Below are 26,465 nucleotides of genomic sequence, written 5' to 3' on the forward strand. Positions count from 1 at the left end.
AGCCCATCGGCCGCTCCCGGCCGGATTCGACCGATTCTCCCCGCCGGCGGCCGAGAGGGGACAATGGCCGGGTGAGTGACATTCCCGTCGGCCGCCCGCCCGCCCCGCCCGGCCGTCACGCCGCACCGGCCGGCTGGTATCCCGATCCCGTCGATCCGCGGCGCGCCCGCTACTGGGACGGCTGGCAGTGGAGCCGGGACACCCGCGAACAGGAGCCGGGTTCCGCCGCGCCCGGTACGCAGCAGCCCGGTCTTCAGCAGGCCGGTCTCCAGCAGGCCGGCGGTCACCACGTCGGCGGTCAGCCGGGGGCGTCGTCCTTCGGTACGCCGGGTCGCGGCGGCAAGGCCGTCGCCACCGCCGACGGCGTACCGCTCGCCGCGTGGGGCGCGCGTCTCGGCGCCTGGCTGCTGGACCTGGTGATCATCGGCGTGGTCTGGGTGCTGATCACGCTGCCGATCTGGCAGCGGCTCTTCGCCCGGGTCGGCGCCTACTACAACGAGGCGCTGGCCGCCGAGCAGGCCGGCCTGCCGATCCCGCCGCAGCCCGATCCGGAGACGCTGCTGTCGCCCGACGATCAGCTCTGGCTGTCCGGGGCGCTGCTGCTCGCCGCCATCGTGATCCACGTCGGGTTCCTGGCCTGGCGCTCGGCCACCCCGGGCCAGTTGCTGGTCGGGATCCGTGCGGTGCCGGTGGACCGCGGCCGCGAGCCGGGCCGACTCGGCGCGGGCGCCGTCGCCGCGCGCACGGTCGCGCGCGGGCTGCTGCCGCAGATCTGGCTGCTCTGGCCGCTGGTGATCATCGACGGTGTGGTCGCCGCGACCGACCCGAAACGCCAGTCGGTGCACGACAAGATCTCTCGCACCCAGGTCGTCCGCACCCGCTGATGAGCACCGTCTCCCCGCTGCACGAGCTGGCCGCCGCGCACGGCATTGCCACCGAGTACCAGGACTGGCGACAGGTCCGGCGTACCGCCTCCGATGCGACCCTGCGCGCGGTGCTGGCCGACCTCAGCGTCGACGCCTCCACCCCGGAGCGGGTCGATGCCGCGCTGGCGGACGCGCGCGCCGCCGCGGGCGCGCTGCCGCCGGTGATCATCGCCCGCGAGGGCCGACCCGGCACGGTGCCCGCGCCCACCGGTACGCTGGCCGAACTGGTCACCGAGGACGGCGCTCGCCGCTCGCTCGGTCCCGCCCGGTCCGGCGAGCTGGCGCTGCCGGGGGACCTGCCGCTCGGCTATCACCGGCTCGAGCTGGCCTCACCCGCACGCCGGATCGCGCGGACGCTGATCGTCGCCCCCGAGCGCATCCCGGTGCCGCCCGCGCTCGCCGCGACCCGCCAGTGGGGCACCGCCACGCAGGTCTACTCGATGACGTCGGCGCGTTCGTGGGGGATCGGCGACCTGGCCGATCTCGCCGACCTGGCCCGCTGGTCGGGCCGCGAGCACGGCGCGGGATTCGTGCTGGTCAACCCCCTTCAGGCCGGCGGGGTGGTGCCGCCGCTGGAGCCCTCGCCGTATCTGCCGGCCAGCCGGCGGTTCACCGATCCGCTGTACCTGGCGATCGATCGGCTGCCCGAGTACGCCGCCCTGTCCACCGCCGAGCGTGCCGAGGTGGACCGACTCGCCGACGCCGCCCGCGCCTCGCTGGGCGAACTGATCGATCGCGATGCCGTCTGGAACGCGAAGCTGGCCGCCCTGCGCCTCCTGTTCGGACACGTCGACCGGGCGGGCGAGGCGCTCACGGCGTACCGCACCGCGTGGGGACGCCCGCTGACCGATTTCGCGACCTGGTGCGCGCTGGCCCGCGAACACGGCCCCCGCTGGCAGGACTGGCCGGCCGGGCTGCGCAGCCCCGATCTGCCGGACGTCGCGGGGTACGCCGATGCGCATCGCGACGAGATCGACTTCTGGTGCTGGGTGCAGTACGCGGCCGACGCGCAGCTCGGCGAGGTCCAGGCCGGGGCCCGCGCGGCCGGGATGGCGCTCGGGGTGATGCACGACCTGGCGGTCGGCGTCAGCCCGGACGGGGCCGACGCCTGGGGCCTCGGCGACGTGTTCGCCCGGAGCTGCCGGGTGGGCGCGCCGCCGGATGCGTTCAACCAGCTCGGGCAGGACTGGGGCCAGCATCCGTGGCGCCCGGACCGGCTGGCCCAGGTCGCCTATGCGCCGTTCCGGGACATGGTCGCCGGGATCCTGCGGCATGCGGGTGGTCTGCGGATCGATCACGTGATGGGCCTGTTCCGGCTCTGGTGGGTGCCCGGCGACGCGGCGCCCACCGAAGGCACCTATGTGCACTACGACCACGAGGCGATGCTCGGCATCCTCGCGCTCGAGGCGCAGCGGGCCGGCGCCGTGATCGTCGGGGAGGACCTCGGCACCGTCGAGCCCGAGGTTAGGACGGAGCTCGCCGACCGCGGCGTGCTCGGCACCTCGATCCTGTGGTTCGAGCAGGACTGGGACGCCGGCGTACCGCTCGAACCGGGGCAGTGGCGGCGTGACTGCCTGGCCTCGGTCACCACCCACGACCTGCCGCCGACGGCCGGCTATCTCGACGGCGTACACATCGCGCTGCGCGACCGGCTCGGCCTGCTGACCATTCCGGTCGCCGACGAGGAGGCTGCCCTGGCCGCCGACATCGCGCGCTGGCGGGAGATGCTGGCGCGGCACGGCCTGCTGGCGCCGGGCGCCGGCCCGGACGCGATGATCGAGGGCCTGCACGCCTTCCTCGGGCTCACCCCCGCACGTTTGCTGGGGGTGTCCGTCTCGGACCTGGCCGGCGATCGTCGGGCACAGAACCAACCGGGCACCAGCGACGAGTACCCGAACTGGCGGCTGCCGCTCGCCGACGCCGACGGGCGCACGGTGCTGCTGGAGGAGCTGATCGCCTCGCCGAGGGCCAACGCCCTGGCCGAGGTGATGCGCGCCGCGTCGGCCCGCGACGCGTCAGCCGGCGCCGCGTCAGCCCGCGACGACTCCCCGTAGCGAGACGCCGGCACCGGCCAGCTCGTCACTGACCTGCTGGACCCGATCGGCGGCGACCGCGGCGGTCAGATCGAGCAGCACGGTCGTCGCGAACCCCTCGCGGGCGGCATCCAGCGCCGTCGCGCGGACGCAGTGGTCGGTCGCGATGCCGCAGATCTCGACCTCGCCGATCCCCTGCGCCCGCAGCCAGTCGGCCAGCCTCGCCCCGCCGGGTTCGGTGCCCTCGAAGCCGGAGTAGGCGGCGCTGTACTCGCCCTTGTCGAAGATCGCGGCGAAGTCGCGAAAGGTGAGTTGATCATCGAACTCCACCCCGGGCGTACCCACCACACAGTGCGGCGGCCAGGAGTCGACGAAGTCGGGTTCGGTGGAGAAATGATCACCGGGGTCGATGTGATGATCACGGGTGGCGACGACGGTGGCGTAGCCGTGCTGGTCTGCTAGCAGCCGGGAGACGGACTCGGCGACCGCGTGGCCGCCGGACACCCCGAGCGCGCCGCCCTCGCAGAAGTCGCGCTGCACGTCGACGACGATCAGGGCCCGACCGGAAGTGGTCGGCGCGGCGGCGTTGATGTCGGCATGGGTCATCGTCGACTCCGATAGGGGCTCAGAAGTTGATCACCGTCGGGTTCGACGTAGATGGTCTCGATCACCGGGCCGCCGCGCGACATCTTGCGCGCATCCAACGGCAGCTCGGCCCGCGCGCGGACGTGCCGCTCCCGCGCCGCGGTCAGGGGTTCGTCGCCGACGATCTCGCCCTCGCGGACCAGCGGCACCAGCAGCGGGCGGTCGTTGTGATCACCACGCGCGGGCTCGCCGATGCCGATGACCTCCGCCTCGGCCACGCCGCGCTCGTCCAGGCGGCGCAGGGCGTACTTGCGCCCCCCGATCGAGGTCTTGTTGGTGGACTTCTTGGCCACCGGGACGAGGGGAGAGGCGGGGTCGGCGTCGACGGCGCGCGCGACCAGCTTGTAGACGAATCCCGACGTCGGGTGGCCCGATCCGGTGACCAGGGCCGTGCCGACTCCGTAGCCGTCGACCGGCGCCCCGGACAGGGCGGCGATGTTCCACTCGTCGAGATCGGAGGTGACGATGATCTTGGTCTTGGTGGCGCCGAGCTCGTCGAGCTGTCGGCGTACCCGGCGGGCCGCCTCGGCCAGGTCGCCCGAGTCCAGCCGGATGGCGCCGAGCTCGCCGCCCGCGAGCTCGATGCCGGTGCGTACCGCCTCGGCGACGTCGTAGGTGTCGACCAGCAGGGTCGTGCCGGTGCCGAGTGCGTCGAGCTGGGCGCGGAACGCCTCGCGTTCGGAGTCGAACAACAGGGTGAACGAGTGCGCCGCCGTGCCGGCCGTGGGTACGCCGTAGCGGCGCCCGGCCTCCAGATTGGAGGTGGTCTCGAAACCCGCGATGTAGGCGGCGCGGGCCGCCGCGACCGCGGCCAGCTCCTGGGTACGCCGCGAACCCATCTCGATGCACGGCCGGCCGTTCGCCATCGCCGTCATCCGCGACGCCGCCGACGCGATCGCCGAGTCGTGGTTGTAGATCGACAAGAACACCGTCTCCAGCAGCACCGCCTCGGCGAAGCTGCCCTCGACCACCAGCAGCGGCGATCCCGGGAAGTAGATCTCGCCCTCGGGATAGCCCCAGATGTTGCCGGAGAAGCGGTAGTCGGCCAGCCAGTCGGCGGTCACCTCGTCGACGATCTCGCGATCGCGCAGGAACGCCAGCGACTCGTCATCGAACCGGAAGTGCCGCAGCGCCCGCAGCGCTCGACCCACGCCGGCGACCACGCCGTAGCGGCGGCCCTCCGGCAGGGTGCGCCCGAACAGCTCGAAGACGCTGTGCCGCTGCGCGGTGCCGGCCTGCAGCGCGGCGCGCAGCATGGTCAACTCGTACTGGTCGGTCAGCAGGGCGGTGGTGGGAACGTCGCTCGGCCCCCAACTGGCCCGGGGCGCGGGATCCGGCGCCGCAGCGGCGCGTGGCTCGGTCACGGTCGCAGGGTAACGCGGCCCGTCGGCATTTCAGGTGGCGGCCCGGCTTTGCCACAATGAACCCCATGCCCGCCACCATCTCGTGTTCCTCGCCGGAGGTGACCCCGGCCGGTGGCGCCGCCATCGCCGAGCGGCCCGCCGAGGGCGGACTCGACGCGGCCCCGTGGGTGACGATCGTCTGGGACGATCCGGTCAACCTGATGTCGTATGTCACGCACGTCTTCGTCACCTACTTCCACTACTCCCGGGAGAAGGCGCAGCAACTGATGATGCAGGTGCACTCCGAGGGCAAGGCCGTGGTCTCCTCCGGGGGCCGGGAGGAGATGGAGCGCGACTGCAATGCCATGCACGGCTTCGGGCTGTGGGCGACGCTGGACAAGGCCGACTGACCGGGCGTGCCCGGACGGTCCGGGCGACGGCACGGACGGCGAGAAGGAGACGATGAGAAGGTTCACCCGCAAGGGCTCGGTGCTCACCGCGCGGATGTCGGAGGCGGAGGTGGCGATGCTCGCCTCGCTGATCGGCCAGTTGGTCGAGCTGACCACCGACGCGCTGGGCGAGCCGGCCGCCGAATCGGCCGATCCGCTGGAGCGGTTGTCCGCCGAGCTGTCGGCCGAGCCCGACGAACCGGAGCAGTCCGGTGATCCCGTCATCCAGCGGCTGTTCCCGAATCCGTATCCGCACGACCCGCAGGCCGCGTCGGACTATCGGCGCTACACCCAGGCCGATCTGCGCGACCAACTCGTGGCCCACGCCCGGCAGGTGCTGGACGACCTGGCGGCCAGCGGGTCCGGGTCGCGGCCGGTCGCGGTCGCGGAGGCCGATGTCGATTCCTGGCTGAAGGTGCTGACCGCGCTGCGGCTGAGCCTGGCCGCACGGCTGGGGGTGAGCGACGCCGAGGGCGTGGAGGAGCTGGCGGCGCTGCCCGAGGACGACGCCCGGGCGTACCTGTATTCGGTCTTCGAATGGCTGGGCTTCGCCCAGGAGACGTTGGTGGGGAGCCTGTGAGCGGCAGCGAGGAACGGGCAGTGGTCGACACCGAGGCGCCGATCGGGATCTTCGACTCCGGTTTCGGCGGGCTGACCGTGGCGCGCGCCGTGGTCGACCAGTTGCCCAACGAGGACATCATCTATCTGGGCGACACCGCCCGCGCCCCTTACGGCGTACAGACCATCGGGCAGGTACGCGAGAACGCCCTCGAGTGCCTGGATCACCTGGTGTCGTTGGGCGTCAAGGCGTTGGTGATCGCCTGCAACACCGCCTCCGCGGCCATGCTCCGCGACGCCCGCGAGCGCTATGCGGTGCCGGTGGTCGAAGTGATCGTTCCGGCGGTACGCCGGGCCGCCGCCGCCACCCGGTCCGGGCTGGTCGGGGTGATCAGCACCGAGGCCACGGCCACCTCGGGCGCCTACGCCGACACCTTCGCCGCGGTGCCTCAGGTCGAGGTGATCAACCGCGCCTGCCCCAAGTTCGTCGAGTTCGTCGAGGCCGGGATCACCGGCGGCCCGGAGCTGCTGGCCTGCGCCGAGGACTACCTGGCGCCGCTGCGGGCCGCGCAGATCGACACGCTGATCCTCGGCTCGACGCACTTCCCGCTGCTGACCGGCGTGATCTCCTATGTCCTCGGCGAGAACGTCACGCTGATCTCCAGCGCCGAGGAGGGCGCGAAGGAGACCTATGCGACCCTGACTCGCCGCGCGCTGGTCCACGATCGGCCCCGCGCGCGCAACCATCGCTTCCTGACCACGGGCAACCCCGAGCAGTTCGCGGGCGTCGGCCGACGCCTGATGGGTGGATTCGTCACCGACGTCGAGCAGTTCTCCTGAGATCGGGGCCACCTGCGAAATCTCGTTGAACGTCCCGCTCGCGCGACATACGGTGGACAGCACGCGAGAGAGGAGGTGGTCCGAGTAATGAATGACTTGTGGACACGTGAGGTGGCTCGCCGCTGACCAGCGGCATCGCCAGGACCGCGCCGGGTGACCGGCGCAGCTGTTGGTAGCAGCGAATCCCAGCGAGCTACCCGGACCCGCAGGCGCCGGAAGAGTCCATCCGGCACGCCTCCTTCGCGAGGCAGCCTGCGGGTCTGTCCATGCCCGGTAGGGTCTGGCCCATGAGTTCCCAGCCTCGTGTCGACGGTCGTGCCCTTGATCAACTTCGCGAGGTGCGGATCACCCGCAACTGGCTCGACCATGCCGAGGGTTCGGTGTTGGTCGAGTTCGGCGCGACGCGGGTGCTGGTCGCCGCCAGCGTCACCGAGGGCGTACCCCGCTGGCGCAAGGGCAGCGGCCTGGGCTGGGTCACCGCGGAGTACGCGATGCTGCCCCGGGCCACCCACGACCGCTCCTCCCGCGAGTCGGTGAAGGGCAAGATCGGCGGGCGCACGCACGAGATCAGCCGCCTGATCGGGCGCAGCCTGCGAGCGGTCGTCGACTATGCCGCGCTGGGTGAGAACACCATCGTGCTCGACTGCGACGTGCTGCAGGCCGACGGGGGTACGCGTACCGCCGCGATCACCGGCGCCTATGTCGCCCTCGCCGATGCCGTGGAGTGGCTTCGCGGCCGCAATGCCCTGGCCGGTGAGCCGCTGACCGACTCGGTCGCTGCGATCTCCGTCGGCGTCGTCGGTGGTACGCCGATGCTCGACCTCGCCTACACCGAGGACTCGGGCGCCGACGTCGATCTGAACGTCGTGATGACGGGCTCCGGGCGTTTCGTCGAGGTCCAGGGCACCGCGGAGGCCGAGCCCTTCGACCGTGACCTGCTGAACACGCTGCTCGACCTCGGCGTCGCCGGCTGCGCCGAGCTGACCACCCTGCAGCGCGCCGCCCTGGACACCGAACCGGCAGCGCGGTGACCAGGCTGCTGTTGGCCAGCCACAACGCCAAGAAGCTGGCCGAGCTGTCGCGGCTGTTCGCCGGCCGCGGCATCGAGGTGGTCGGGCTCGGGGATGTCTCCGCCGAGCAGCCGCCCGCGGAGACCGGCGGCACCTTCGAGCACAATGCGCTGATCAAGGCCCGCGCGGCGGCACGCTCGACCGGGCTGCCGTCGCTCGCCGACGATTCCGGGTTGGCGGTGGACGTGCTGAACGGCATGCCCGGCGTCCGCAGCGCCCGCTGGTCGGGTCCGGAGGCCACCGATGCCGACAACCTGGCGCTGCTGTTGCGCCAGCTCGACGATGTGCCCGAGGCCGACCGCGGCGCCCACTTCGTCTGCGCGCTGGCCTATGTCCGGCCCAGCCCCGCCGGTGAGCTGCGCGAGGATGTCGCGATCGGCGAGCTGCCCGGCACGCTCACCCTCGCCCCTGCCGGGCGACACGGGTTCGGCTACGACCCGATCTTCCGCGCGGCCGGACATAGGATGACCCTGGCCGAGATGGCGCCGGAGGAGAAGGACGCGATCAGCCACCGGGCCCGGGCGCTGGCGCTGATGGCGCCGCTGGTGGTCGAGGAGCTCGGGAAGACGGACCCGCGGGAGAACTGATGCAGCAATACCTGGAGCTGTTGGACAAGGTGCTGAACCAGGGGGTACGCAAGGACGACCGCACCGGCACCGGCACCCTGAGCCTGTTCGGCCACCAGATGCGCTTCGACCTGAATGCCGGTTTCCCGCTGGTCACCACCAAGAAGGTCCACCTGCGCTCGGTGGTCGGCGAGCTGTTGTGGTTCCTGCGCGGCGACACCAATGTCGCCTGGCTGCGCGAGCACGGCGTGACGATCTGGGACGAGTGGGCCGACGAGGCGGGCGAGCTCGGCCCGGTCTACGGCTACCAGTGGCGCTCCTGGCCCACCCCCGACGGCCGCCACGTCGATCAGATCCGCACGGTGATCGACAACATCCGGTCCAATCCCGATTCGCGCCGGCACCTGGTCAACGCGTGGAATGTCGCCGAGCTGGACGAGATGGCGCTGCCGCCGTGCCACACGATGTTCCAGTTCTATGTCGCCGACGGCAAGCTGTCCTGCCAGCTCTACCAGCGATCGGCCGACGTCTTCCTCGGCGTACCGTTCAACATCGCCAGCTACGCCCTGCTGACCCACATGGTCGCGCAGGTCTGCGGGCTCGGGGTGGGCGATTTCGTGCACACCACCGGCGACACCCACCTCTACCTCAACCATCTTGATCAGGTACGCACGCAGCTCGCGCGCGAGCCGCGCCCGCTGCCGACATTGCGCCTGGATCCGGCGGTACGCGACATCGACGCCTTCTCCTTCGAGCACATCGCGGTCGAGAACTACGACCCGCATCCGCCGATCAAGGCGCCGGTGGCCGTGTGAGCGAGCTGACCGCGATCGTGATCATGGGCCACGGGGGAGTGATCGGCGACGGCGCGGACCAGCCCTGGCACATCGCCGAAGATCAACAACGGTTCAAGCGACTGACCACCGGCGGTGTGTTGATCATGGGCCGGCGTACCTTCGAGGCGATCGGGCGGGTGCTACCGGGGCGGACCACCGTCGTGCTCACCCGCGACCCGGAGTGGCGCCATGACCAGGTCACCGTCGCCCATGACGCCGACGCCGCCCTGGCGGCCGCCCGATCTGCCGGCGGGCCGATCTTCGTCGCCGGTGGTGGCGAGATCTACCGGCTCTTCGCCGACCGGCTGACCCGGCTCGAGGTGACGCTGGTCGACGCCGAGGCCGAGGGCGATGTGACCTTCCCGGTGATCGACACCGACACCTGGTACGAGTCCGCGCGCGAGAATCGCGACGGCTACTCCTTCGTCACCTGGGAGCGGTTGGATCGCGCCGGCTGAGCGGATCCGCGCGGGCCGTTGTGGTGCGGCCGGTGAGACTCGAACTCACACTGGCAGGTACCTAAAACCTGTGCCTCTGCCAATTGGGCTACGGCCGCGCAGCAGACAGGCTACGCGGTCGGCGCGGCCTCAGATGTCGAGCTGGGTCCGCAGCCGGTCGACGTGACCGGTCGCCTTCACGTTGTACTGGGCGAGGTCGATCGTCCCGGCGCCGTCGTCGTCGACGTCGATCACGAAGGTGGAGCGGATCACGCCCTCGATCTCCTTGCCGTAGAGCTTCTTCGTGCCGTAGGCGCCGTAGGCCTCCAGCACCGTCCGGTCGGGATCGGACAACAGCTCGAAGCTGATCTGCTCGGCGTCGCGGAACTGCCGCAGCTTGTCCAACGGGTCCGGGGAGATCCCGAGCACCACGACGCCGGCCTCGTCGAAGCGCGGCCCGGCCGCGGTGAAGTCGATCGCCTGGGTCGTGCAGCCGGGGGTCATCGCGGCGGGGTAGAAGTAGACGACCACGCGCCGGCCGCGCTGATCGGCGAGCGAGATCTCGGAGCCGGATGCGGCGGGCAGGGTGAAGGGCGGCGCGGGCGAACCGGCCTCGAGTCTGGTGGACATGACGGCAGGGTAGCGGGGGAGCCCGACAGCGCCGATCGAAGTGCTTTGTGTCTGTTCGGTAACCATCCACCGCAAGACATTTCCCACTCGTTGTCGACAGTCCTACAATCGGCCATTGCCGCGGCTCGACGGATAGCGGCATCTGACCCGCAAGAGAGGTGACGACGATGTCCACTGTCCTTCGCTCCCGCCCGCGAGCGCGGGTGATGCTCGCCGGCGCCATCGGTGGTCTGGCCCTGCTGGCCGCCGCCTGTGGTGCCCCGGCCGATCCGGGCGGCGGCACCGCCCCGGGCCCGACGGCCGACCAGGCCGCCTACAACGAACGCGGTCCCATCACCTACGTGCAGGGCAAGGACACCAGCGGCTTCCTGCAGAAGCAGATCGACAAGTGGAACGAGGCGAATCCCGACCAGGAGGTCACCCTGGTCGAGTTGCCGGAGGACGCCGATTCCCAGCGGACCCAGTTCGTGCAGAACGCGCAGACGCGCAACGCCGACTACACGGTGCTCGGCCTGGACGTGGTCTGGACCGCCGAGTTCGCGGCGAACAGTTGGGTGGATCCGCTGCCGAGTGATCAACTCGACCTGACCGATTTCGTCCAGGGTGGCGTGCAGACCTCGACCTACTTCGACCAGTTGTACGCCGTACCGCTGACGGCCAATGGCGCGCTGCTGTACTACCGCAAGGACCTGTTGGACGCGGCCGGCGTGACCAAGGTGCCGACGACCTATGCGGAGATGAAGCAGGCCTGCGAGACGGTCAAGTCCAAGGTCGCCGAGGCCAAGGACATCGACTGCTACTCCGGCCAGCACCAGAAGTACGAGGGGCTGACCGTGAACATCTCCGAGGCGGTGAACAGCTCCGGTGGTTCGATGACCGACGAGCAGGGCAAGCCCGCGGTGAACACGCCCGAGGCCAAGCAGGCGTTCCAGTGGCTGGCGGACTGGTTCGCCGACGGCACCATCCCGAAGGAGGCGCTGACCTGGAAGGAGGAGGAGAGCCGCACGGCATTCCAGGACGGCAAGTTGATCTTCATGCGCAACTGGCCCTACGCCTATGCGCTGGCCAACAAGGGCGACGGCTCGTCGAAGGTGAACGGCAAGTTCGACATCGCTCCGCTGCCGGGCCTGAACGGTCCCGGCACCTCGACGCTGGGCGGCCGCAACCTCGCCATCTCGGCCTTCGCCAAGAACAAGGGCACCGCCCTCGAGTTCGTCAAGTACATGACGCAGCCGGAGCAGCAGAAGGAGATGGCCCTGCAGACCAGCCAGGCTCCGATCCTGACCAGCCTGTACGACGACGCCGAACTGAACAAGACCTATGGCTACTACCCGGTCCTGCTGGAGTCGCTGAAGTCGGCCAAGCAGCGGCCCCAGGTGGTGCGTTACGGCGACGTCACGCTCGCCATCCAGGACGCCGTCTACCCGGTCGAGCAGGGCACGTCCCAACCGGACGCGGCGGCAGACCAACTGCAGACCCGGCTGAGCGAGCTCACCGGCTAGAGTACGACTCGCTCGGGCCCGACCCGGGCCCGAGCGAGCCCAGCCAGGAGGGATTCGTGTCCGACCCGAAGCAGCGCAAGGCCCCGGACCCGCGCAGCGTGTCCGAGATCGAGTCCGACATTGCGGCCACCGAGGCGCGACTGAGTGCCGACGTCGAGGATCTGGTCGATCAGGTACAGCCGGGACGCGTGAAGGAGCGGGCCTTCAGCGAGGCCAAGACCTTCGCCACGACCGAGTTCAACAAGGCCAAACAGGAATTCGTGGACAACTACGGGCTGCGCTGGGATCGCGTTGCCCTGATCGGCGGCGCGGTCGTCGGCACGGTGGTGTTCGCCCTCGTGCTGCGCGGCATCGTGAAGGCGGCCCGCCGCAACTGACCCCGTCCCGCGGGAGCGGACGCAGACGTCGAACACGCTGGTGCGACCGGCGATGCCGGGCAATGCCGGCGCCGCGGCTGCGCTGAACGAGTGGCAACCCGGGCTGGAAGGACGTGTCCTCGGGCGAGCCGGGCGGCCGTTGCGCAACGCTCTGTCGCCGGTCGCGATGCTGGGTAACGATTTGGGGCACAGCACGCGACGCGGAGTGCCCTTCGAGGCCCGACGGCGTTAAGTTCTGGCCACTGCACAAACTGAACATCCGGCACGGTCCAGACCAGCCGGGCGTACACGACATAAGGATCGACGATGGGGACGAACCGAACAGCAGTACGCCGACCCGCCGGCCGCGCGGTGCGCGCGGCGGCAGGTGTGGCGATCGTGTCGGCGCTGGCACTGACGGCGGCCGCCTGTGGCGGCACGCCGCCGCCGGGCGATCAGCCGGGCGGGGACACCGGGAGCACCGCCGCGCCCGACTTCACCCAGCGCGGCCCGATCAAATACGTCCAGGGCAAGGACACCTCGGGCAACCTGCAGAACCAGATCGACGCGTGGAACAAGGACAACCCCGACGAGAAGGTCGAGCTGGTCGAGTTGCCCGATAACGCCGATCAGCAGCGCTCACAGATGATCCAGAACGCTGAGACGCGCAGCCCCGAGTACACGGTGCTCAGCCTCGACGTGGTGTGGACGGCGGAGTTCGCGGCGAACAGCTATGTGGATCCGCTGCCCGCCGACCAGTTCGACATGGCGAGCTTCCTGCAGCCCACCGTCGACGGCGCGACCTATTTCGATCAGCTCTACGGCATTCCCGGCACCGGTGACGGCGGGTTGTTGTACTACCGCTCGGATCTGCTGAAGGAGGCCGGCGTGGCCCAGCCGCCGACCACCTGGCAGGAGATGAAGGATGCCTGCGCAGCGGTCAAGTCGAAGGTGTCGGATGCCAAGGACATGGGTTGCTTCGCCGGCCAGTACCAGAAGTACGAGGGTCTGACGGTGAATGTCGCCGAGGCGGTCGACTCCGCCGGCGGCGCGCTGGTGGACGCCCAGGGCGTACCCACCGCGAACAGCCCGCAGTCGGTCGAGGGCCTGAACTTCCTGGGCGAGTCGTTCGCCGACGGGACCATCCCGAAGGAGGCGATCACCTGGCAGGAGGAGCAGGGCCGGCAGGCCTTCCAGGACGGCAAGTTGATCTTCCACCGCAACTGGCCGTACGCCTTCGCACTGATGAGCAAGTCCGACGGCTCGTCGAAGGTGAACGGGAAGTTCGAGGTCGCGCCGCTGCCCGGCAAGGACGGCCCGGGCGTGTCCTCGTTGGGCGGGCACAACTTCGCGATCTCGTCGTTCGCCGAGAACAAGGGCACCGCGCTCGACTTCATCAAGTACATGACGAGCGCGGAGACGCAGAAGGCGAACACGCTGGCAACCTCGCTGGCGCCGACGCTGACCGCGCTCTACGACGATCCCGAGCTGAACAAGAAGTACCCGTACATGCCGACGCTGAAGGCCTCGATCGAGAGCGCCAAGCCCCGGCCGAAGGTCGTCCAGTACGGCGATGTCACGCTGGCGATCCAGGATGCGACCTATCCGGTCATGCAGGGCGACTCCACGGCCGCCGATGCGATGAATCAACTGCAGCCGCGGCTGGAGCAGTTGATCCAGAGGTGATTCCGTGCGGGGAGGCCTGATCGGGCCTCCCCGCCTGGCAAGGAGGCACGGCCATGGCCGATGAGCAAGTCCCGTCCCGAGCCGCGAGCGGATCAGCCAGTTCCGTTGCGGACGAGGAGCCCGCGGCCCGCGCCGCGGTCGATCGATCCGCGGCGGCCAAGCGGCCGCCGCACAAGACGCGGCGCAATGCGCTGTCCGACGGCCAGGGCCGGCTGGCCGGGCTGTTGCTGTCACCGACGATGCTGGTCATCTTGTTCATCGTCGGCATCCCCATCCTGTTGTCGATGCGGGAGTCGGTGTTCCGCCAGTTGGACGCGGTCGATCCCCGGACCGGCAAGGTGGTCGGGGGCGACCAGTTCGTCGGACTGGGCAACTACACCGACGTGTTCTCCAACACCGCGCAACTGGTCACCACCCAGTGGGGCACCCATGACCGGTTCACGAATGCGCTGATCAACACGACCCTGTTCACGGTGATCTGTGTGCTGATCGAAACCGTGCTCGGCGTGGCGATGGCGCTGATCATGGCGCGGGCGATCCGCGGCACCGGTCTGATCCGCGCCGGCATCCTGGTGCCGTGGGCGATCCCGACCATCGTCTCGGCGCTGATGTGGAAGCTGATCTTCGACTCCGACGGTGTCGCCAACAAGATCCTCGGCCAGCAGATCCTCTGGCTCGCCGACGGCCCGCAGTCCTTCCTGGCGGTGATCATCGCCGATGTCTGGAAGACGGCACCGTTCATCGGGCTGCTGACCCTGGCGGGCCTGCAGACCATCCCCGCCGAGGTCTACGAGGCGGCCAAGGTGGACGGCGCCAGCCCCTGGCAGACCTTCGTGCGGATCACCTTGCCGATGGTCAAGCCGGCGCTGGTGGTCGCCGTGCTGTTCCGCGCCCTCGACACGCTGCGGATGTTCGATCTGCCCTGGGGCATGATCGGCTCGGGCAAGTACTCGGTCGAGACGCTGTCCATGTTCGCCTACATCGAGAGCAATGCCACCAGATACGGGCCGGCGGCGGCGTACTCGATCGTGTTGTTCCTCTACATCATGCTGATCGCCTTCGTGTTCGTCCGGGTGCTCGGCGCCGATGTCGTCGGCGACGAGGAACTGAATGCCATCAAGGAGCAGAAGAAGCGGCACCGGCAGCAGAAGCGCACGGGCGCCCGCAATGGGAGCACCCGGTCGACCGGGGCAACGATCACGTCGGGAGACATGCCATGAGCACCACCGTCGACACCGGGTCGGAGCAGCAGCGGCGGACCAGCGCCGAGGAGTTCGCGGAACTCAAGAAGCCGAAGAAGTCGGCGCGCAGCCGCGCCTTCCAGATCCTCGGCATCCTCGGCATGGCGGCGATCCTGATCTATTGTGTGGCGCCGTTCTACTGGATGGTGGTGTCGTCGCTGCGGCTGCCGACGATGGGCCGGAGCACGGACTTCTTGCCCAACCCGCCGTCCCTGGCGAACTTTGCCGGCGTCTTCGCCGGCAACAACCGGTTCGGTCAGGCGCTGCTGAACTCGCTGATCGTGAGCCTGGCCACCACGCTGCTGACGCTGATCTTCGGCATCCTCGGCTCCTATGCGCTGGCGCGACTGCGCTTCCCGCTGAAGGGCGTGGTGCTCGGCGTGATCATCGCCTGCGCCATGTTCCCCGGCATCACCTTGCTGATCCCGCTGCTGAAGATGTTCTCCGGCTCCTACCCGTGGCTGCCGATCTATTGGATCGACACCTACCAGGCGCTGATCCTGCCCAGCCTGTCGTTCGCGCTGCCGCTGTGCGTATGGAACCTGACGGCCTTCTTCCGGCAGATGCCGCGCGAGCTGGAACAGGCGGGGATGGTCGACGGCGCCACGCCTGCCCAGGCGTTCCGGCTGCTGATCCTGCCGCTGGCCGCCCCGGGCATCTTCACCACGGCGATCATCACCTTCATCGCGGTCTGGAACGAGTTCATGATCGCGCTGACCTTCGGACGCAGCGCGGACATGCAGACCGCCGCGGTGGCGATCTCGAAGTTCACCGGCGTCAGCGGATTCGACACCCCATACGGCACGATCATGGCGGCGGGTGTCATCGTGACGGTGCCGCTGCTGATCGGCGTGCTGATCTTCCAGCGCCGGATCGTCGCCGGGCTCACCTCGGGCGGCGTGAAGTAGCCCGGTACGCTCACTCGGGATGAGCGTGCCGGGGGAGTGGACGGAGATCACCGACGACGCCGCGTTGACTGCGCTGGTCGGCGAGCCGGTTGCGCGCGTGCGGGAGAAGGTACGCCCGGCGCTGACGGCGCTCGACCGCGACTGGCTCGCCGCCAGCGCGTTCTGTGTGGTCGCCACCGCCGATGCCGAAGGCAACTGCGATGCCTCGCCCAAGGGCGACCCGGCGGGCGACCTGGTGTACGTGCTGGACGACCGCACGATCGCGCTGGCCGAGCGGCCCGGCAACCGACGGGTGGACGGCTACCGCAACGTGCTGCGCAACCCGCACGTCGGGCTGATCTTCGTCATCGCCGGTCGCGGCGACACGCTGCGGGTCAACGGGCGGGCCCGGCTGATCGCCGATGCCCCGTTCCTGGACGAGATGGCGGTGCGCGGCAGGCGGCCGATCATGGCGCTGGTGGTCGAGATCGACGAGGTCTTCCACCACTGCTCGAAGGCGTTCCTGCGCTCGAAGCTGTGGCGGCCGGAGACCTGGCGCCCGGACGCCGTCCCCGAGCGCGCGGTGATCGCCAAGGCGATGGAGCGGCCCGACGAGGACCTGTCCGAGCTGCAGCGCTACTACGGGACGTCGTACGCGGAGAAGCTCTACTGAGTCATCCGCGATAGCCCTGCTCGGCGAGCACCCGGGCGAACTCGGCCGGCGCATCGGCCGGCGCGGCCGTCGCGGCGACGAAGCCGTCCGGGCGTACCAGATGGAGCAGCGCGGGGTCGAGGTGAAGATCGCGCCGCTCGCCGAAGCGGTGGGCGGCCCTGATCACTTCCGGTAGGCCGGCAAGGGTGGGTGCGGTCGCACCGTAGGCGTGCACCTGCCAGCTCGCGTCCCGCAGCACGTCGAAGTTCTGGCCCGTCCACGGCAGCCGGCGCCCGACCACCGGATTCCGTCGCCCGGTGGCGCGGGCCGCGTCGGTCATCCAGTAGTGGATGCGGAACTGCCCGAGGTAGCCGACCAGTCGTCGGGCGATCGGCAGCCGGGGCAGCACGCCGCCCAGCAGCGGCGCCCACAGCGGCACCAGGATTCGTCGCGCCGCCACCATGGCCGGGGAGGGGTCGACGACCGCATCGAAGACCCGGTCGACGCCGCCGACCAGGCGGCGGGCGACCGGGCGGCGCTCGGCCTGGTAGCGATCGAGCGCCTTCTCGCCGGCCGTGCCGGCAGCGACCGCGGCGAGCTTGTAGGCGAGGTTGTGGGCGTCCTGCAGGCCGGTGTTCATGCCCTGTCCGCCGACCGGTGAATGCACGTGCGCGGCGTCGCCGGCAAGCAGCACTCGACCGGTGCGGAATCGGTCGGCGATGCGGTGGTGAACCCGGTAGTGGGCGAACCAGGCGGACTCGCCCCAGGTGACGCCGAATCGCTCGGCGACATCGCGGCGGACGGTGGTCTCGGACGGCTCGTCGGCGCGGTCCATCCCGATCAGGCGATGGTGATCGCGCCCGCGCATGGGGAAGGTGATCAGGAAGCCGTGCTCGGCGAACCGCAGGCTGACCGCGTCGGCGGGCAGGCCGGTCACGTCGCGGGCATCGGCGACCCAGAAGCTGCCCGGTTGGGTGGTGCCGGTGAACGCGATGCCGGCCCGCTCCCGGGTCGGCGAGGACGCCCCGTCGGCGCCGACCAGCCAGCGCCCGGTCGCCTCACCCGGCCCGTCCGGGGTGCTGAACCGGACGCGCACGCCGTCCGGGGTCTCGCGGTGCTCGGTGATCTCGTGGCCCCAGCCGACGGTGCCGCCGGCGCGCTCGAGGTGTTCGACGAGGAGCCGCTCGTTCTCCGACTGTTCCAGCTCGGCGAGGCCGGGGTAGGGGGTGAGACCGGCGCCGAGGCGGGCGAGGGGCACGGCGCTCGGTGCCGGCCGGTCGCGCCAGCCGGGGTAGACCCGGAATGCCGGTGCGGCGGCATCGCGTACCGCGTCGATCATGCCGAGCTGGTCATAGATCTCCAGGCTGCGTGCCTGCAGCGCGAGCGCGCGGGATTCGCGGGTCGGGCCGGTCTTGGGGTCGAGCAGCAGGTGGGGTACGCCGAGGCGCTGCAGCCAGTTGGCCAGCATCAGCCCGGTCGGGCCGGCCCCGGCGATGATCACCTCGGTGTCGCGGGTCGTCATGGATCGACCATAGAACTCAACGGGTGTTGAAATCAACAGTTGAGGAATTATGCTGGGCGCGTGAGTGGCACCACGGCCCGCGGGCGGCGGCCCGGCAGCCCCGGTACCCGGGCACTGATCATCGAGCGCGCGCGCGAGCTGTTCGCCGAGCGCGGCTACGAGCGGACGTCGCTGCGCGGCGTCGCCCGCGCCGCAGGGGTGGATCCCGCGCTGCTGGTGCACTACTTCGGCGGCAAGGACGGGCTGTTCGCGGCGGCGTTGGAGCTGCCGGTCGACCCGGCCGGGCTGGACGATGCGGTCGATGTCCCGAAGGCGCGGCTGGGGGAGGCCGTGACGCGGTTCTATCTGTCGATCTGGGAGGACCCGGCCAGCGGGCCGGCAGCCGTGGCGCTGCTGCGGTCGGCCGCCACCAACGAGGCCGCCGGGGCGTTGCTCCGCGAATTTGTCGAGCGGGTGGTTCTCGGGCGCCTGGTCGGCCGGATTCGCGACGATCATCCCGAGCTCCGGGCCGCCCTCGCCGGGTCGCAGCTGATCGGCGTGGCCCTGGCCCGCCACGTGCTGCGCGTCGGGCCGCTGGCCGGCGTACCCGTCGAGACCGTGGTCGCCGCCGTCTCGCCGGCCATCCAGCGCTACCTGACCGGCGCCGTGGATTTCTCAAGCCGGGCCTGACGCTGCTAGAGTTCTGCACCGCGCGCCGCTAGCTCAATTGGCAGAGCAGCTGACTCTTAATCAGCGGGTTGGGGGTTCGATTCCCTCGCGGCGCACCGATCGCAGATCGCAGCAGACCGGCCGGCACCCCAAGGGGTGCCGGCCGTTCGCGTTGGGGGCCGCCGCTACTCGAACCAGCTCAGATCGACGCGGCTGACGCTGGGCAACAGGTCGCCGACCTCGACCCCGAGCGCCTGGGCCAGCCCGACCAGCACTCGCAGCGACGGGTTGGCCGGCTGGCCCGGCTTCCATGCGCCGCGTTCGAGCTGCTGATAGTGGGTACGCGTCATGCCGGCCCGGCTGGCCAGCTTCTCCTGGCTCAGCCCCGCGACGGAGCGGCGGCGTTGCAGCTCGAGCCCCAGCTCGCGGGCATAGGACTCCCAATCGGTTGGTGCGGGGGATTGCACGCGGACAACGTTCTCAGCCGGCGTCCTTGACAGACGCCAGAAATATTTGGCCTAATTGATCAGGCAGTGGTGCGGGCCCGGGAATGATCAGGGCCGGGTGCGGTGCGGGGGTTCGCGCCCGGAGCGCCCGATCGCGGGCGCGGCTGGCGGGCCCGTTCCACTGCTCGCTCAGTCGGCATAGGGCGTCTGCGGGCCCCAACTGTCATTGAGCAGCGTCAGCTCGTCGGCGCTCAGGTCGAGGTCCGCGGCGCGTACCGAATCGGTGATCGACTCCGGGCGGCTCGCGCCCGGGATCGGGATCACCACCGGGGCCTGCGCCAGCTCCCACGCCAGTGTCACCTGCTGCGGGCTGACCCCGCGCGCCTGCGCCACCTCCGCGATGGCTGGGTAGTTCTCGCCCAGCGTCTTCGAATCCGCCCCGGTCCCGCCCAGCGGACTCCATGGCAAGAAGGCGATCCCGCGCTCGGCGCAGTACTCCAGCTCGTCCGCCGAGGACCGGTACCGCGGCGAGAACTGGTTCTGCACGCTCGCCAGGTTGCCCTCACCCAACACGTCCACGGCGACCGCGATCTCCTCGACATTGGCATTCGAGATGCCGATGGCGGTGATCAAGCCCTCGTCGCGGAACTTCGCCAGCGCCTCGACGCCCTCGGCGTAGCGGATGTTCCGGTCCGGCCGGTGCCACTGGTAGAGATCGATCTTGTCCCGGCCGAGGATCCGCAGCGACTTCTCCAGCGCCGCCCGCAGGTACGCCTCGGAGCCGTCGCGGCCCCAGCTCTCGCCCTCGCCGCGGGTGATGCCGCCCTTGGTGCCGACGACGATCGAGCCGGCATCGCCCGACCAGGAGCCGAGCGCCTTCGCCACGATCGCCTCGTTGTGGCCCATCGTGTCCCAGCTCGGGGCGTAGATGTCGGCCGTGTCGACGAACGTGATGCCGGCGTCCAGCGCGGCGTGCACCGTGGCGATCGCCTGCTCCTCGCTCGGCTGGGTGTTGCGGCCCATCGACATCGGCATGGCGCCGAGCCCGATGGCCGAGACGGTGAACGGTCCGAGGGTGCGCGTCTTCATCTGCCCAAACTAACCCGGCCGTCCCGGGCTGGCTATGCTGCCCCGGTGATCATCCGTGCGGGCGGAGCCGCGGCGGTACTGATCATGCTCGCGGCGCTCGTCGGCTGCGGCGGAGGTGTCGCGGCGCCGGCGAGCCCGAGCGACGAACGAGCGGCCCGGATCGCCGACGAGCAGATCGACTGGATCGCCAAGGACCTCGGCTATCGGGAGAACCCTCGCGACGCCGAACAGGTCGCCGCCGAGTTCGCCCCGAGCCGCTCCGACAGCAACGGCCCGACCATCGCCGTCGAGACCCTCGGCTGGGCCGGGGAGGTACGCCAGATCGGCCAGCCGGCGACCATCGACGTCCGGATCACGGTCGATCTGCCCGAGACGAACAACGCCGGATTCGGCGGCACCGAACCGCCGGGCCATGCGGTGCGCTGCTATCAGCTCGTGGTCGAGTTCAATCGCTACACCGAATACCGCCCGCTCGACTGCGCGCCCGGCGCCGCCGCCGTGACACCCGCGCCGAAGCCGATCGAGCGTCTGCCCGACGACGCGGCCGACCGGCTCGGCGCGGCGCTGGCCGACGCCGACCCGGACACCCTCGAGGCCCGGGTACGCGCGGCCTTCGACGAGGGATATGTCACGACGACCACCGAGGTACGCGGCAAGGAGCTGATCGCCACAGCCGGGGTCGCCGGCGAGCGCGACTGCGTCCTGGTGGTACGCCGCGCCGACGGCGAGATCGTCCGGCCCGGCTTCGACCGGATCCAGCTCGAACCGGGCGAGACCGGATGCCGGACCGCGCTCTACCGCGACTGAGCCCGCCGGGGCGATCCCGCGCCACCGGCCGGCATCACCTTCCACGCTAGTTGCCGCATTCCGCACCTTGCTGACGCTCGCGAACGCTCGCCGCGGCGCCCACCGCGTCGTGGCGCCGTGTGGCGGCGGACCGATGTCGCCGAGAGTCGGCACGGTGCGCGGCAGCGCGTCAATGTTGCGTCTCGGCGCGGCCGGCGATCCCGCGGCGCCGACCGAGCGCGAAATAGTGGCGGAAGCTGTAGATCAGCGGGCGCCAGGCCAGCGGATCGACATGCGAGGTGCCCGCGACGGTGAGCGGAGCGGCGACGTGCACGGCGCTGCACCGGGCGTGGGCGACGGTCAGCCCGCCGGTTTCCTCGTGCAGCGCGGTGACGCGGGCCTCGAGGTGCACCGCCAACTCGGCGACCCGCGCCGGCGCGACCGTGGTGGCGGCCAGCGGCGACCATCCGGCGGCCGCGAACTTGTCGGCCGCATGCCGGGTGTCGGCCGGCTTGTCCGCCGGCACCGGGTGCGCGCCGGTCAGCCGACCCAGTCGCTCGATCGGCTCCCACTGGTGCTCCTCGGGCAGGTTCAGCACGAGCTCGGGGCGCTCGCGCAGGTTCGCGGCGGTGTGGCCGGTCGCGCCGAGGCCGATCACCAGCAGATTCCCCAGCGCCCAGAACGACGAGATCGGAGCGAGGTTGGTCGACCCGTCGGCATTCGACGACGAGACCACCGCGACCGGCGTACCGAAGTAGAGAACCGAAGGCGTGATCGTGCGGTGTGCGCGCATCCGGCCATCCTGCGGCCCGTTCACTTCGGGGTACGCCGAAGCGCCATCTGCGATGCGGGCACCAGCGCTCACGCGTCCGTACGCGCCCTATCATTCCGGGGTCATCGAGGCGGGGTCCGACCCGTCGTGCTCTCGGAGGGTCGCATGAAACGCCACACTGCTCGCACGTCCAGTCCTGCCGGGTTTGCCCTGCTCGCCGGGGCGATCCTGCTCGCCGGTTGCGCGGCCCCCGTCGACGAGTCGGGACCGGCTGCCCGCGCACCGGAGCCCACCACCTGTACCAAGGAGGCGCTGGCCTCGGCCGGGGCGCTGAAGGCCGACGGGGTGTTGACGATCGGAACCGACAAGCCGGCGTATGCGCCCTGGTTCGTCGACGACGACCCGAGCAACGGCAAGGGCTACGAGTCGGCGGTCGGGTACGCGATCGCGAACCAGCTCGGCTTCGGCAACGACGAGGTCAGGTGGGAGGTGGTCCCGTTCAACTCGGTGATCGCGCCGGGACCGAAGGCGTTCGACTTCGATCTCAACCAGGTGTCGATCAGCGACGAGCGGAAGCAGGCGGTCGACTTCTCGTCCGGCTACTACGACGTCCAGCAGGCCGTGATCACCTACCAGGGCAGCCCGATCGACGGCAAGACCAAGATCAGCGATCTCGCCGGCGCCAAGCTCGGCGCGCAGGTGGGCACCACCTCCTACACCGCCGCGACCGAGCAGATCAAGCCGACGCAGCAGGTCGCGGTCTACGACACCAACGATCTGGCCGTGCAGGCGCTGAAGAACAAGCAGGTCGACGGCATCGTGGTCGACGTGCCCACCGCGTTCTACATGACCGCCGCCCAGCTCGACGACGGCGTGATCGTCGGACAGTTGCCCGCCGCCGGCGGCGAGGGCGAGCAGTTCGGGGCCGTGCTGGACAAGGGATCCACGCTGACCGGCTGCGTCACGCAGGCGGTCGACGCGCTGCGCGCGGACGGCACGCTGGACAAGCTGGAGCAGCAGTGGCTCGCCACCCAGGGCGCGCCCGAGCTGACATGATCACCGACCGCGCCGGGGATCAGTTGGCGGCGGCGGACGAGTGGACGCCATCGCAGCGGCAATTGCAGCGGGAGGCGTACCGCCGGCGCCGCGCGCGACGCTCGACCGTGATCGCCCTGGCGTCGACCGCGGTCGTGGTCGGGCTGCTGGTGGCCGGCGTGGTCGGCTCGCCGGGCTGGCCGCGGGTGCAGCAGACCTTCTTCGACCCGGTCAAGGCGGTCGAGGCATTCCCGGACGTGCTCGCCGGGTTGTGGCTGAACATCCGGGTGATGCTGGTGTGCGCGGTCCTGATCGGCGTGATCGGCCTCCTGCTAGCGATCCTGCGTACCTTGCGCGGCCCGGTCGCGTTCCCGTTCCGCCTGCTGGCGACGATCTACGTCGACCTGTTCCGGGGACTGCCGCTGCTGTTGGTGATCTTTCTGCTGGGATTCGGCGCACCGGCCCTGCGCCTGCAGGGACTGCCGACCAGCGTGCTGTTCTGGGGCGGCGCGGCGCTGGTGCTGACCTACTCGTCGTATGTGGCCGAGGTGTTCCGCGCCGGCATCGAGTCCATCCATCCCTCGCAGCTCGCGGCGGCGCGCTCGCTCGGGCTCAGCCACGTCCAGACGCTGCGGTTCGTCGTGTTGCCCCAGGCGGTACGCCGGGTGCTGCCGCCGCTGATGAACGACCTCGTGTCGTTGCAGAAGGACTCCGGCCTGATCGCCGTGCTCGGCGTGATCGACGCCATCCGCGCCGCCCAGATCGCCACCGCCACCGACTTCAACTTCACCCCCTATGTCGTCGCCGGCGCCCTGTTCATCTGCCTGACGGTGCCGTTGGCCCGGCTGACCGACTGGGTCGCGAAGCGGCAGGGCCTGCACACCACGGCGGGGGTTCCATGATCGGCAGAGAGGACACGGGCGCATCGGCGCCCGGCCCGCTGCTGTCACTGCGCGGCGTACGCAAGTCGTTCACGACCCACGGCCATACCAACGTCGTCCTTCGCTCGATCGACCTCGACGTCGCGGCGGGGGAGTGCGTCGTCCTGATCGGGGCCAGCGGATCGGGCAAGTCGACGCTGTTGCGCTGCGTCAACCTGCTGGAGACCGTCGACGACGGGGTGATCACCCTCGACGGCGCCGAGATCACCGATCCGCGCGTGGCCGTGGACCGGGTACGCGCCAAGATCGGCATCGTCTTCCAGGCCTACAACCTGTTCCCGCACCAGTCGGTGATCGACAACATCACCCTCGCGCCGATCCGCGTGCACAAGGTCGCCCCGGCGCAGGCGCGGGCGCGGGCGATGGAGATGCTGGAGCGGGTCGGCCTGCCCGACAAGGCGCATGCGCGGCCCGACGACCTGTCCGGCGGCCAGCAGCAGCGCGTCGCGATCGCCCGTGCGCTGGTCAACAACCCGGCACTGATGCTGCTCGACGAGGTCACCTCGGCCCTGGATCCGGAGCTCGTCGGCGACGTGCTGGATCTGCTCGGCGAGCTGTGCCGCGACGGCATGACCATGATCGTGAACACCCACGAGATGACCTTCGCGCGGCAGATCGCCGACCGGGTGTGCTTCCTGCACGGCGGCGAGATCCACGAACAGGGCACCCCGGAGGACGTGCTCGGCGCGCCGCAGCAGGAGCGTACCCAGCAGTTCCTGGCCCGGCTGCGCGACTGACGGGCCGGCTTCGTGCCGGTGATCAGCCGGTCGATGGCGCCGCTCAGCTCCCCGCGCCCGGCCCCAGCACCCGCACCGCGAGCGTGATGATCATGGTGGCGCCGAACAACACCAGGAAGCCGCCGGCGAGGCGGGTGAGCCAGGGCAGTACCCGGTCCATCCCGGCCAGCGCCCGCCGGGAGCCGAGGAGGACGGCCACGAAGATGTCCCAGGCCAGGAGGATGCCAACCATCCAGGCGCCGTAGCCGACCAGCGTCAGCGGTGCGGCGGCGCCGACCACCGCCGCAAGGCTCAGGTAGAACAGCGCGTTCTTCGGGTTCAGCAGCCCGGAGGCGATCCCGAGGCCGAAGTTCCGCAGCCAGGTGGTGCGCTCGGCGCCCCGCACCTGATCGGGATCGATCCGTGCCCCGGACCTGAGGAACGCGACGCCGACGAAGATCAGGAATCCCGCGCCGGCCAGTTGGATGGCGTCCAGCACGACCGGATGGGAGATCAGCGAGACTCCGGAGAACGCGGCCGCGATGATCATCGCGTTCGCGGCGGCGATGCCGAGGCAGGCGCCGGTCGCGTTGCGCCAGCCGCCGGTCATCGCCGTGCGCGCGATCAGGAAGAAGTCGACGCCGGGGATCAGTAGGGCCAGGAAGTGCGCGATGGCGACGCCGACGAACTGCTCCATGTCTCCCCTCGAGGACGATCAACCCCGAGAGCATCGGCGATCGGTCGGCGAGGGGTCTTGTACGTTCTTGCGGTCAGCCCCGGTACGACCCGGGCGAGGTGGCGACGTGCGCCCGGAACACCCGGTGGAAGTGGCTCTGGTCGACGAAACCCAGCTCGTGGGCGGTCTCGGCGATGGGCCGGCCGTCGCGGAGCATCCGGCGGGCCTGCAGGATGCGCGCGTTCTGCCGCCAGGCCAGCGGGGTGAGGCCGGTGGCGCGCCGCACCGCGCGGATGAGCTGGTACGGGGTCATGCCGATCGAATCGGCGAGCGCGCCGAGCGCCGGGTTCGCCCGGTCGGAGCGGAGCCGGCGCAGGACCGGCGCCAGCCGTCCGAGCAGCTCGGCGTCGGGCTCGCCGGCCACGAGATGCGCGGGAGTCGCGCGGGCGAGTTCGGCGAACAGCGCGGCCGCGCGCGCCTCGGTCGCCTCCCGGTCCGCTCCGGCGAAGATCGCCTCGGCCAGTCCGCGGGCCAGCGCGGCGACTTCGGGTCGGCGTACCACCCGGATTGCGGCGAACAGCTCGCTGCTGGCGGCTGGCGGCGCGAGCGAGGCCGCCCACTCCTGATCAAGGTGGATCATCTGGTAGTGCCACGGGCCGGTGTCGGGATTGCACGCGTGCACCCGACCGGCGGGAATGGTGATCACGTCGCCGGCGGCGAGTCGGAGCGGGCCATCGGGCGAGCCGGTGACCACCGAGGAGCCGGCCTCGATCACGCCGAGGGAGAAGTCGTCGTGGGCGTGCGGCCGGTAACAGTCCCTCTCCTGGCGCGACCGGCGCGCCTCGACCTGGGGCAGCGCCGCGCTGCGACGGAACTCCGCTACCACGCTGCCTCCTTCTCCCGATCCGGTGCGTAGTACAGCACGGCGAATGAAACGCGGACCTCCACACCCGGCCCGGCGGGCGCAGCTTGGCTTTCCGTCATCCGGTCACAGTGGACACTCAGCGCCGCCGAGACACCCGCGATGCAGGTGCGCCCTTCAGAGAAAACTTTGCCCCCGACCCGTGAGTCGGGGGCAAAGTTGCTGGGGTGGATGACGGGACTTGAACCCGCGACCACCGCGACCACAACGCGGTGCTCTACCAACTGAGCTACACCCACCATGTCCGCCCGTGGG

General features: G+C 70.4%; 29 protein-coding genes and 3 tRNA genes. 21 read left to right on the forward strand and 11 right to left on the reverse strand.

Translation table 11 applies throughout. The annotated features are described in order from the left end of the window. Positions 1-71 precede the first annotated feature (71 nt). A complete protein-coding gene (locus tag ACXDC7_RS07295) occupies positions 72-884 on the forward strand; it encodes an RDD family protein (protein WP_459221692.1) in 813 nt (270 codons plus the stop codon). Continuing rightward, positions 884-2,980 carry a 4-alpha-glucanotransferase gene (malQ, locus tag ACXDC7_RS07300; RefSeq protein WP_459221693.1) on the forward strand — a complete coding sequence of 699 codons (2,097 nt, stop codon included), beginning with the start codon at positions 884-886 and terminating at the stop codon, positions 2,978-2,980. Before ACXDC7_RS07295 ends, malQ begins: the two co-directional genes overlap by 1 nt. Here malQ and ACXDC7_RS07305 read toward each other — a convergent pair. Together ACXDC7_RS07305 and ACXDC7_RS07310 are read right to left on the reverse strand one after the other, a co-directional pair. After that, positions 2,957-3,565, reverse strand: coding sequence for an isochorismatase family protein (locus tag ACXDC7_RS07305; RefSeq protein WP_459221694.1), 609 nt, complete (start codon positions 3,563-3,565; stop codon positions 2,957-2,959). The genes malQ and ACXDC7_RS07305 overlap by 24 nt on opposite strands. Beyond that, on the reverse strand, positions 3,562-4,860 hold the full coding sequence (locus ACXDC7_RS07310; RefSeq protein WP_459222808.1) for a nicotinate phosphoribosyltransferase: 1,299 nt from the start codon (positions 4,858-4,860) through the stop codon (positions 3,562-3,564). Before ACXDC7_RS07310 ends, ACXDC7_RS07305 begins: the two co-directional genes overlap by 4 nt. 173 nt (positions 4,861-5,033) lie before the next feature. Here ACXDC7_RS07310 and clpS point away from each other — a divergent pair, with 173 nt between their 5' ends. From clpS to ACXDC7_RS07345, 7 genes are all read left to right on the forward strand, one after another. After that, complete coding sequence (gene clpS, locus ACXDC7_RS07315) at positions 5,034-5,357, forward strand: ATP-dependent Clp protease adapter ClpS (protein WP_179444146.1); 324 nt, start codon at positions 5,034-5,036, stop codon at positions 5,355-5,357. 52 nt (positions 5,358-5,409) lie between these two features. Further along, complete coding sequence (locus tag ACXDC7_RS07320; RefSeq protein WP_179444145.1) at positions 5,410-5,976, forward strand: DUF2017 domain-containing protein; 567 nt, start codon at positions 5,410-5,412, stop codon at positions 5,974-5,976. A 20-nt stretch (positions 5,977-5,996) separates the two neighbouring features. Continuing rightward, a complete protein-coding gene (gene murI / locus ACXDC7_RS07325; RefSeq protein WP_343045842.1) occupies positions 5,997-6,794 on the forward strand; it encodes a glutamate racemase in 798 nt (265 codons plus the stop codon). A gap of 287 nt (positions 6,795-7,081) precedes the next feature. Further along, positions 7,082-7,825, forward strand: a complete 744-nt coding sequence (gene rph / locus ACXDC7_RS07330) for a ribonuclease PH (protein WP_179444143.1) — start codon at positions 7,082-7,084, stop codon at positions 7,823-7,825. Further along, positions 7,822-8,451, forward strand: coding sequence for an RdgB/HAM1 family non-canonical purine NTP pyrophosphatase (gene rdgB / locus ACXDC7_RS07335; RefSeq protein ID WP_459221695.1), 630 nt, complete (start codon positions 7,822-7,824; stop codon positions 8,449-8,451). Before rph ends, rdgB begins: the two co-directional genes overlap by 4 nt. Beyond that, positions 8,451-9,245, forward strand: a complete 795-nt coding sequence (locus ACXDC7_RS07340) for a thymidylate synthase (protein WP_179444141.1) — start codon at positions 8,451-8,453, stop codon at positions 9,243-9,245. The genes rdgB and ACXDC7_RS07340 overlap by 1 nt, the downstream gene beginning before the upstream one ends. Further along, complete coding sequence (locus ACXDC7_RS07345; protein WP_459221696.1) at positions 9,242-9,724, forward strand: dihydrofolate reductase; 483 nt, start codon at positions 9,242-9,244, stop codon at positions 9,722-9,724. The genes ACXDC7_RS07340 and ACXDC7_RS07345 overlap by 4 nt, the downstream gene beginning before the upstream one ends. A 21-nt stretch (positions 9,725-9,745) precedes the next feature. Here ACXDC7_RS07345 and ACXDC7_RS07350 read toward each other — a convergent pair. Together ACXDC7_RS07350 and ACXDC7_RS07355 are read right to left on the reverse strand one after the other, a co-directional pair. Continuing rightward, positions 9,746-9,822, reverse strand: a tRNA-Leu gene (locus ACXDC7_RS07350). Positions 9,823-9,853: 31 nt separating this feature from the next. Further along, a complete protein-coding gene (locus ACXDC7_RS07355) occupies positions 9,854-10,333 on the reverse strand; it encodes a peroxiredoxin (protein WP_179444139.1) in 480 nt (159 codons plus the stop codon). Between the two features lie 167 nt (positions 10,334-10,500). Between ACXDC7_RS07355 and ACXDC7_RS07360 the strand changes: the two genes are divergently transcribed. From ACXDC7_RS07360 to ACXDC7_RS07385, 6 genes are all read left to right on the forward strand, one after another. Further along, a complete protein-coding gene (locus tag ACXDC7_RS07360; RefSeq protein WP_459221697.1) occupies positions 10,501-11,835 on the forward strand; it encodes an ABC transporter substrate-binding protein in 1,335 nt (444 codons plus the stop codon). 56 nt (positions 11,836-11,891) lie between these two features. Beyond that, the gene (locus ACXDC7_RS07365) at positions 11,892-12,212 is read left to right on the forward strand and encodes a DUF3618 domain-containing protein (protein ID WP_179444137.1); all 321 of its coding nucleotides are present in this window, start codon (positions 11,892-11,894) and stop codon (positions 12,210-12,212) included. A 306-nt stretch (positions 12,213-12,518) separates the two neighbouring features. Then, on the forward strand, positions 12,519-13,877 hold the full coding sequence (locus ACXDC7_RS07370; protein ID WP_459221698.1) for an ABC transporter substrate-binding protein: 1,359 nt from the start codon (positions 12,519-12,521) through the stop codon (positions 13,875-13,877). A 53-nt stretch (positions 13,878-13,930) separates the two neighbouring features. After that, a complete protein-coding gene (locus tag ACXDC7_RS07375; protein ID WP_459221699.1) occupies positions 13,931-15,097 on the forward strand; it encodes a carbohydrate ABC transporter permease in 1,167 nt (388 codons plus the stop codon). After that, complete coding sequence (locus tag ACXDC7_RS07380) at positions 15,094-16,026, forward strand: carbohydrate ABC transporter permease (RefSeq protein ID WP_179444134.1); 933 nt, start codon at positions 15,094-15,096, stop codon at positions 16,024-16,026. Before ACXDC7_RS07375 ends, ACXDC7_RS07380 begins: the two co-directional genes overlap by 4 nt. Positions 16,027-16,045: 19 nt before the next feature. Further along, positions 16,046-16,678, forward strand: a complete 633-nt coding sequence (locus ACXDC7_RS07385) for a pyridoxamine 5'-phosphate oxidase family protein (protein ID WP_459221700.1) — start codon at positions 16,046-16,048, stop codon at positions 16,676-16,678. A gap of 1 nt (position 16,679) precedes the next feature. Here ACXDC7_RS07385 and ACXDC7_RS07390 read toward each other — a convergent pair whose 3' ends face one another. Further along, on the reverse strand, positions 16,680-18,179 hold the full coding sequence (locus tag ACXDC7_RS07390; RefSeq protein WP_459221701.1) for an FAD-dependent monooxygenase: 1,500 nt from the start codon (positions 18,177-18,179) through the stop codon (positions 16,680-16,682). A 60-nt stretch (positions 18,180-18,239) separates the two neighbouring features. Between ACXDC7_RS07390 and ACXDC7_RS07395 the strand changes: the two genes are divergently transcribed. Together ACXDC7_RS07395 and ACXDC7_RS07400 are read left to right on the forward strand one after the other, a co-directional pair. Continuing rightward, positions 18,240-18,848, forward strand: a complete 609-nt coding sequence (locus ACXDC7_RS07395) for a TetR/AcrR family transcriptional regulator (RefSeq protein WP_459221702.1) — start codon at positions 18,240-18,242, stop codon at positions 18,846-18,848. 22 nt (positions 18,849-18,870) lie between these two features. Continuing rightward, positions 18,871-18,943: transfer RNA gene (locus tag ACXDC7_RS07400), tRNA-Lys, on the forward strand. A gap of 69 nt (positions 18,944-19,012) precedes the next feature. Here the strand turns inward: ACXDC7_RS07400 and ACXDC7_RS07405 are convergent. Next, positions 19,013-19,294 carry a helix-turn-helix domain-containing protein gene (locus ACXDC7_RS07405; protein ID WP_179444124.1) on the reverse strand — a complete coding sequence of 94 codons (282 nt, stop codon included), beginning with the start codon at positions 19,292-19,294 and terminating at the stop codon, positions 19,013-19,015. Positions 19,295-19,462: 168 nt separating this feature from the next. Further along, the gene (locus tag ACXDC7_RS07410) at positions 19,463-20,362 is read right to left on the reverse strand and encodes an aldo/keto reductase (protein ID WP_459221703.1); all 900 of its coding nucleotides are present in this window, start codon (positions 20,360-20,362) and stop codon (positions 19,463-19,465) included. 45 nt (positions 20,363-20,407) lie between these two features. On the opposite strand from ACXDC7_RS07410, the gene ACXDC7_RS07415 reads away from it, so the two are divergent. Beyond that, on the forward strand, positions 20,408-21,169 hold the full coding sequence (locus tag ACXDC7_RS07415) for a hypothetical protein (protein ID WP_459221704.1): 762 nt from the start codon (positions 20,408-20,410) through the stop codon (positions 21,167-21,169). A 169-nt stretch (positions 21,170-21,338) separates the two neighbouring features. Here ACXDC7_RS07415 and ACXDC7_RS07420 read toward each other — a convergent pair whose 3' ends face one another. Continuing rightward, the gene (locus ACXDC7_RS07420) at positions 21,339-21,941 is read right to left on the reverse strand and encodes a flavin reductase family protein (RefSeq protein WP_459221705.1); all 603 of its coding nucleotides are present in this window, start codon (positions 21,939-21,941) and stop codon (positions 21,339-21,341) included. Between the two features lie 144 nt (positions 21,942-22,085). Between ACXDC7_RS07420 and ACXDC7_RS07425 the strand changes: the two genes are divergently transcribed. The 3 genes from ACXDC7_RS07425 to ACXDC7_RS07435 are packed head-to-tail and all read left to right on the forward strand — an operon-like array spanning position 22,086 to position 24,633. After that, a complete protein-coding gene (locus tag ACXDC7_RS07425; protein WP_459221706.1) occupies positions 22,086-22,976 on the forward strand; it encodes an ABC transporter substrate-binding protein in 891 nt (296 codons plus the stop codon). Further along, on the forward strand, positions 22,973-23,857 hold the full coding sequence (locus tag ACXDC7_RS07430; RefSeq protein ID WP_179444119.1) for an amino acid ABC transporter permease: 885 nt from the start codon (positions 22,973-22,975) through the stop codon (positions 23,855-23,857). Before ACXDC7_RS07425 ends, ACXDC7_RS07430 begins: the two co-directional genes overlap by 4 nt. Then, positions 23,854-24,633, forward strand: a complete 780-nt coding sequence (locus ACXDC7_RS07435; RefSeq protein ID WP_459221707.1) for an amino acid ABC transporter ATP-binding protein — start codon at positions 23,854-23,856, stop codon at positions 24,631-24,633. Before ACXDC7_RS07430 ends, ACXDC7_RS07435 begins: the two co-directional genes overlap by 4 nt. A gap of 43 nt (positions 24,634-24,676) precedes the next feature. Here the strand turns inward: ACXDC7_RS07435 and ACXDC7_RS07440 are convergent, their stop codons facing one another. The 3 genes from ACXDC7_RS07440 to ACXDC7_RS07450 all read right to left on the reverse strand — a co-directional run bounded on the left by ACXDC7_RS07440 (position 24,677) and on the right by ACXDC7_RS07450 (position 26,449). Then, positions 24,677-25,309, reverse strand: coding sequence for a LysE family translocator (locus ACXDC7_RS07440; protein ID WP_179444117.1), 633 nt, complete (start codon positions 25,307-25,309; stop codon positions 24,677-24,679). Between the two features lie 73 nt (positions 25,310-25,382). Then, positions 25,383-26,174: an AraC family transcriptional regulator gene (locus tag ACXDC7_RS07445; RefSeq protein ID WP_459221708.1), complete on the reverse strand. Its 792-nt coding sequence runs from the start codon at positions 26,172-26,174 to the stop codon at positions 25,383-25,385. A gap of 199 nt (positions 26,175-26,373) precedes the next feature. Continuing rightward, a tRNA-His gene (locus ACXDC7_RS07450) sits at positions 26,374-26,449 on the reverse strand. Positions 26,450-26,465: the final 16 nt, after the last annotated feature.

It is taken from the genome of Naumannella huperziae, from assembly GCF_054073625.1.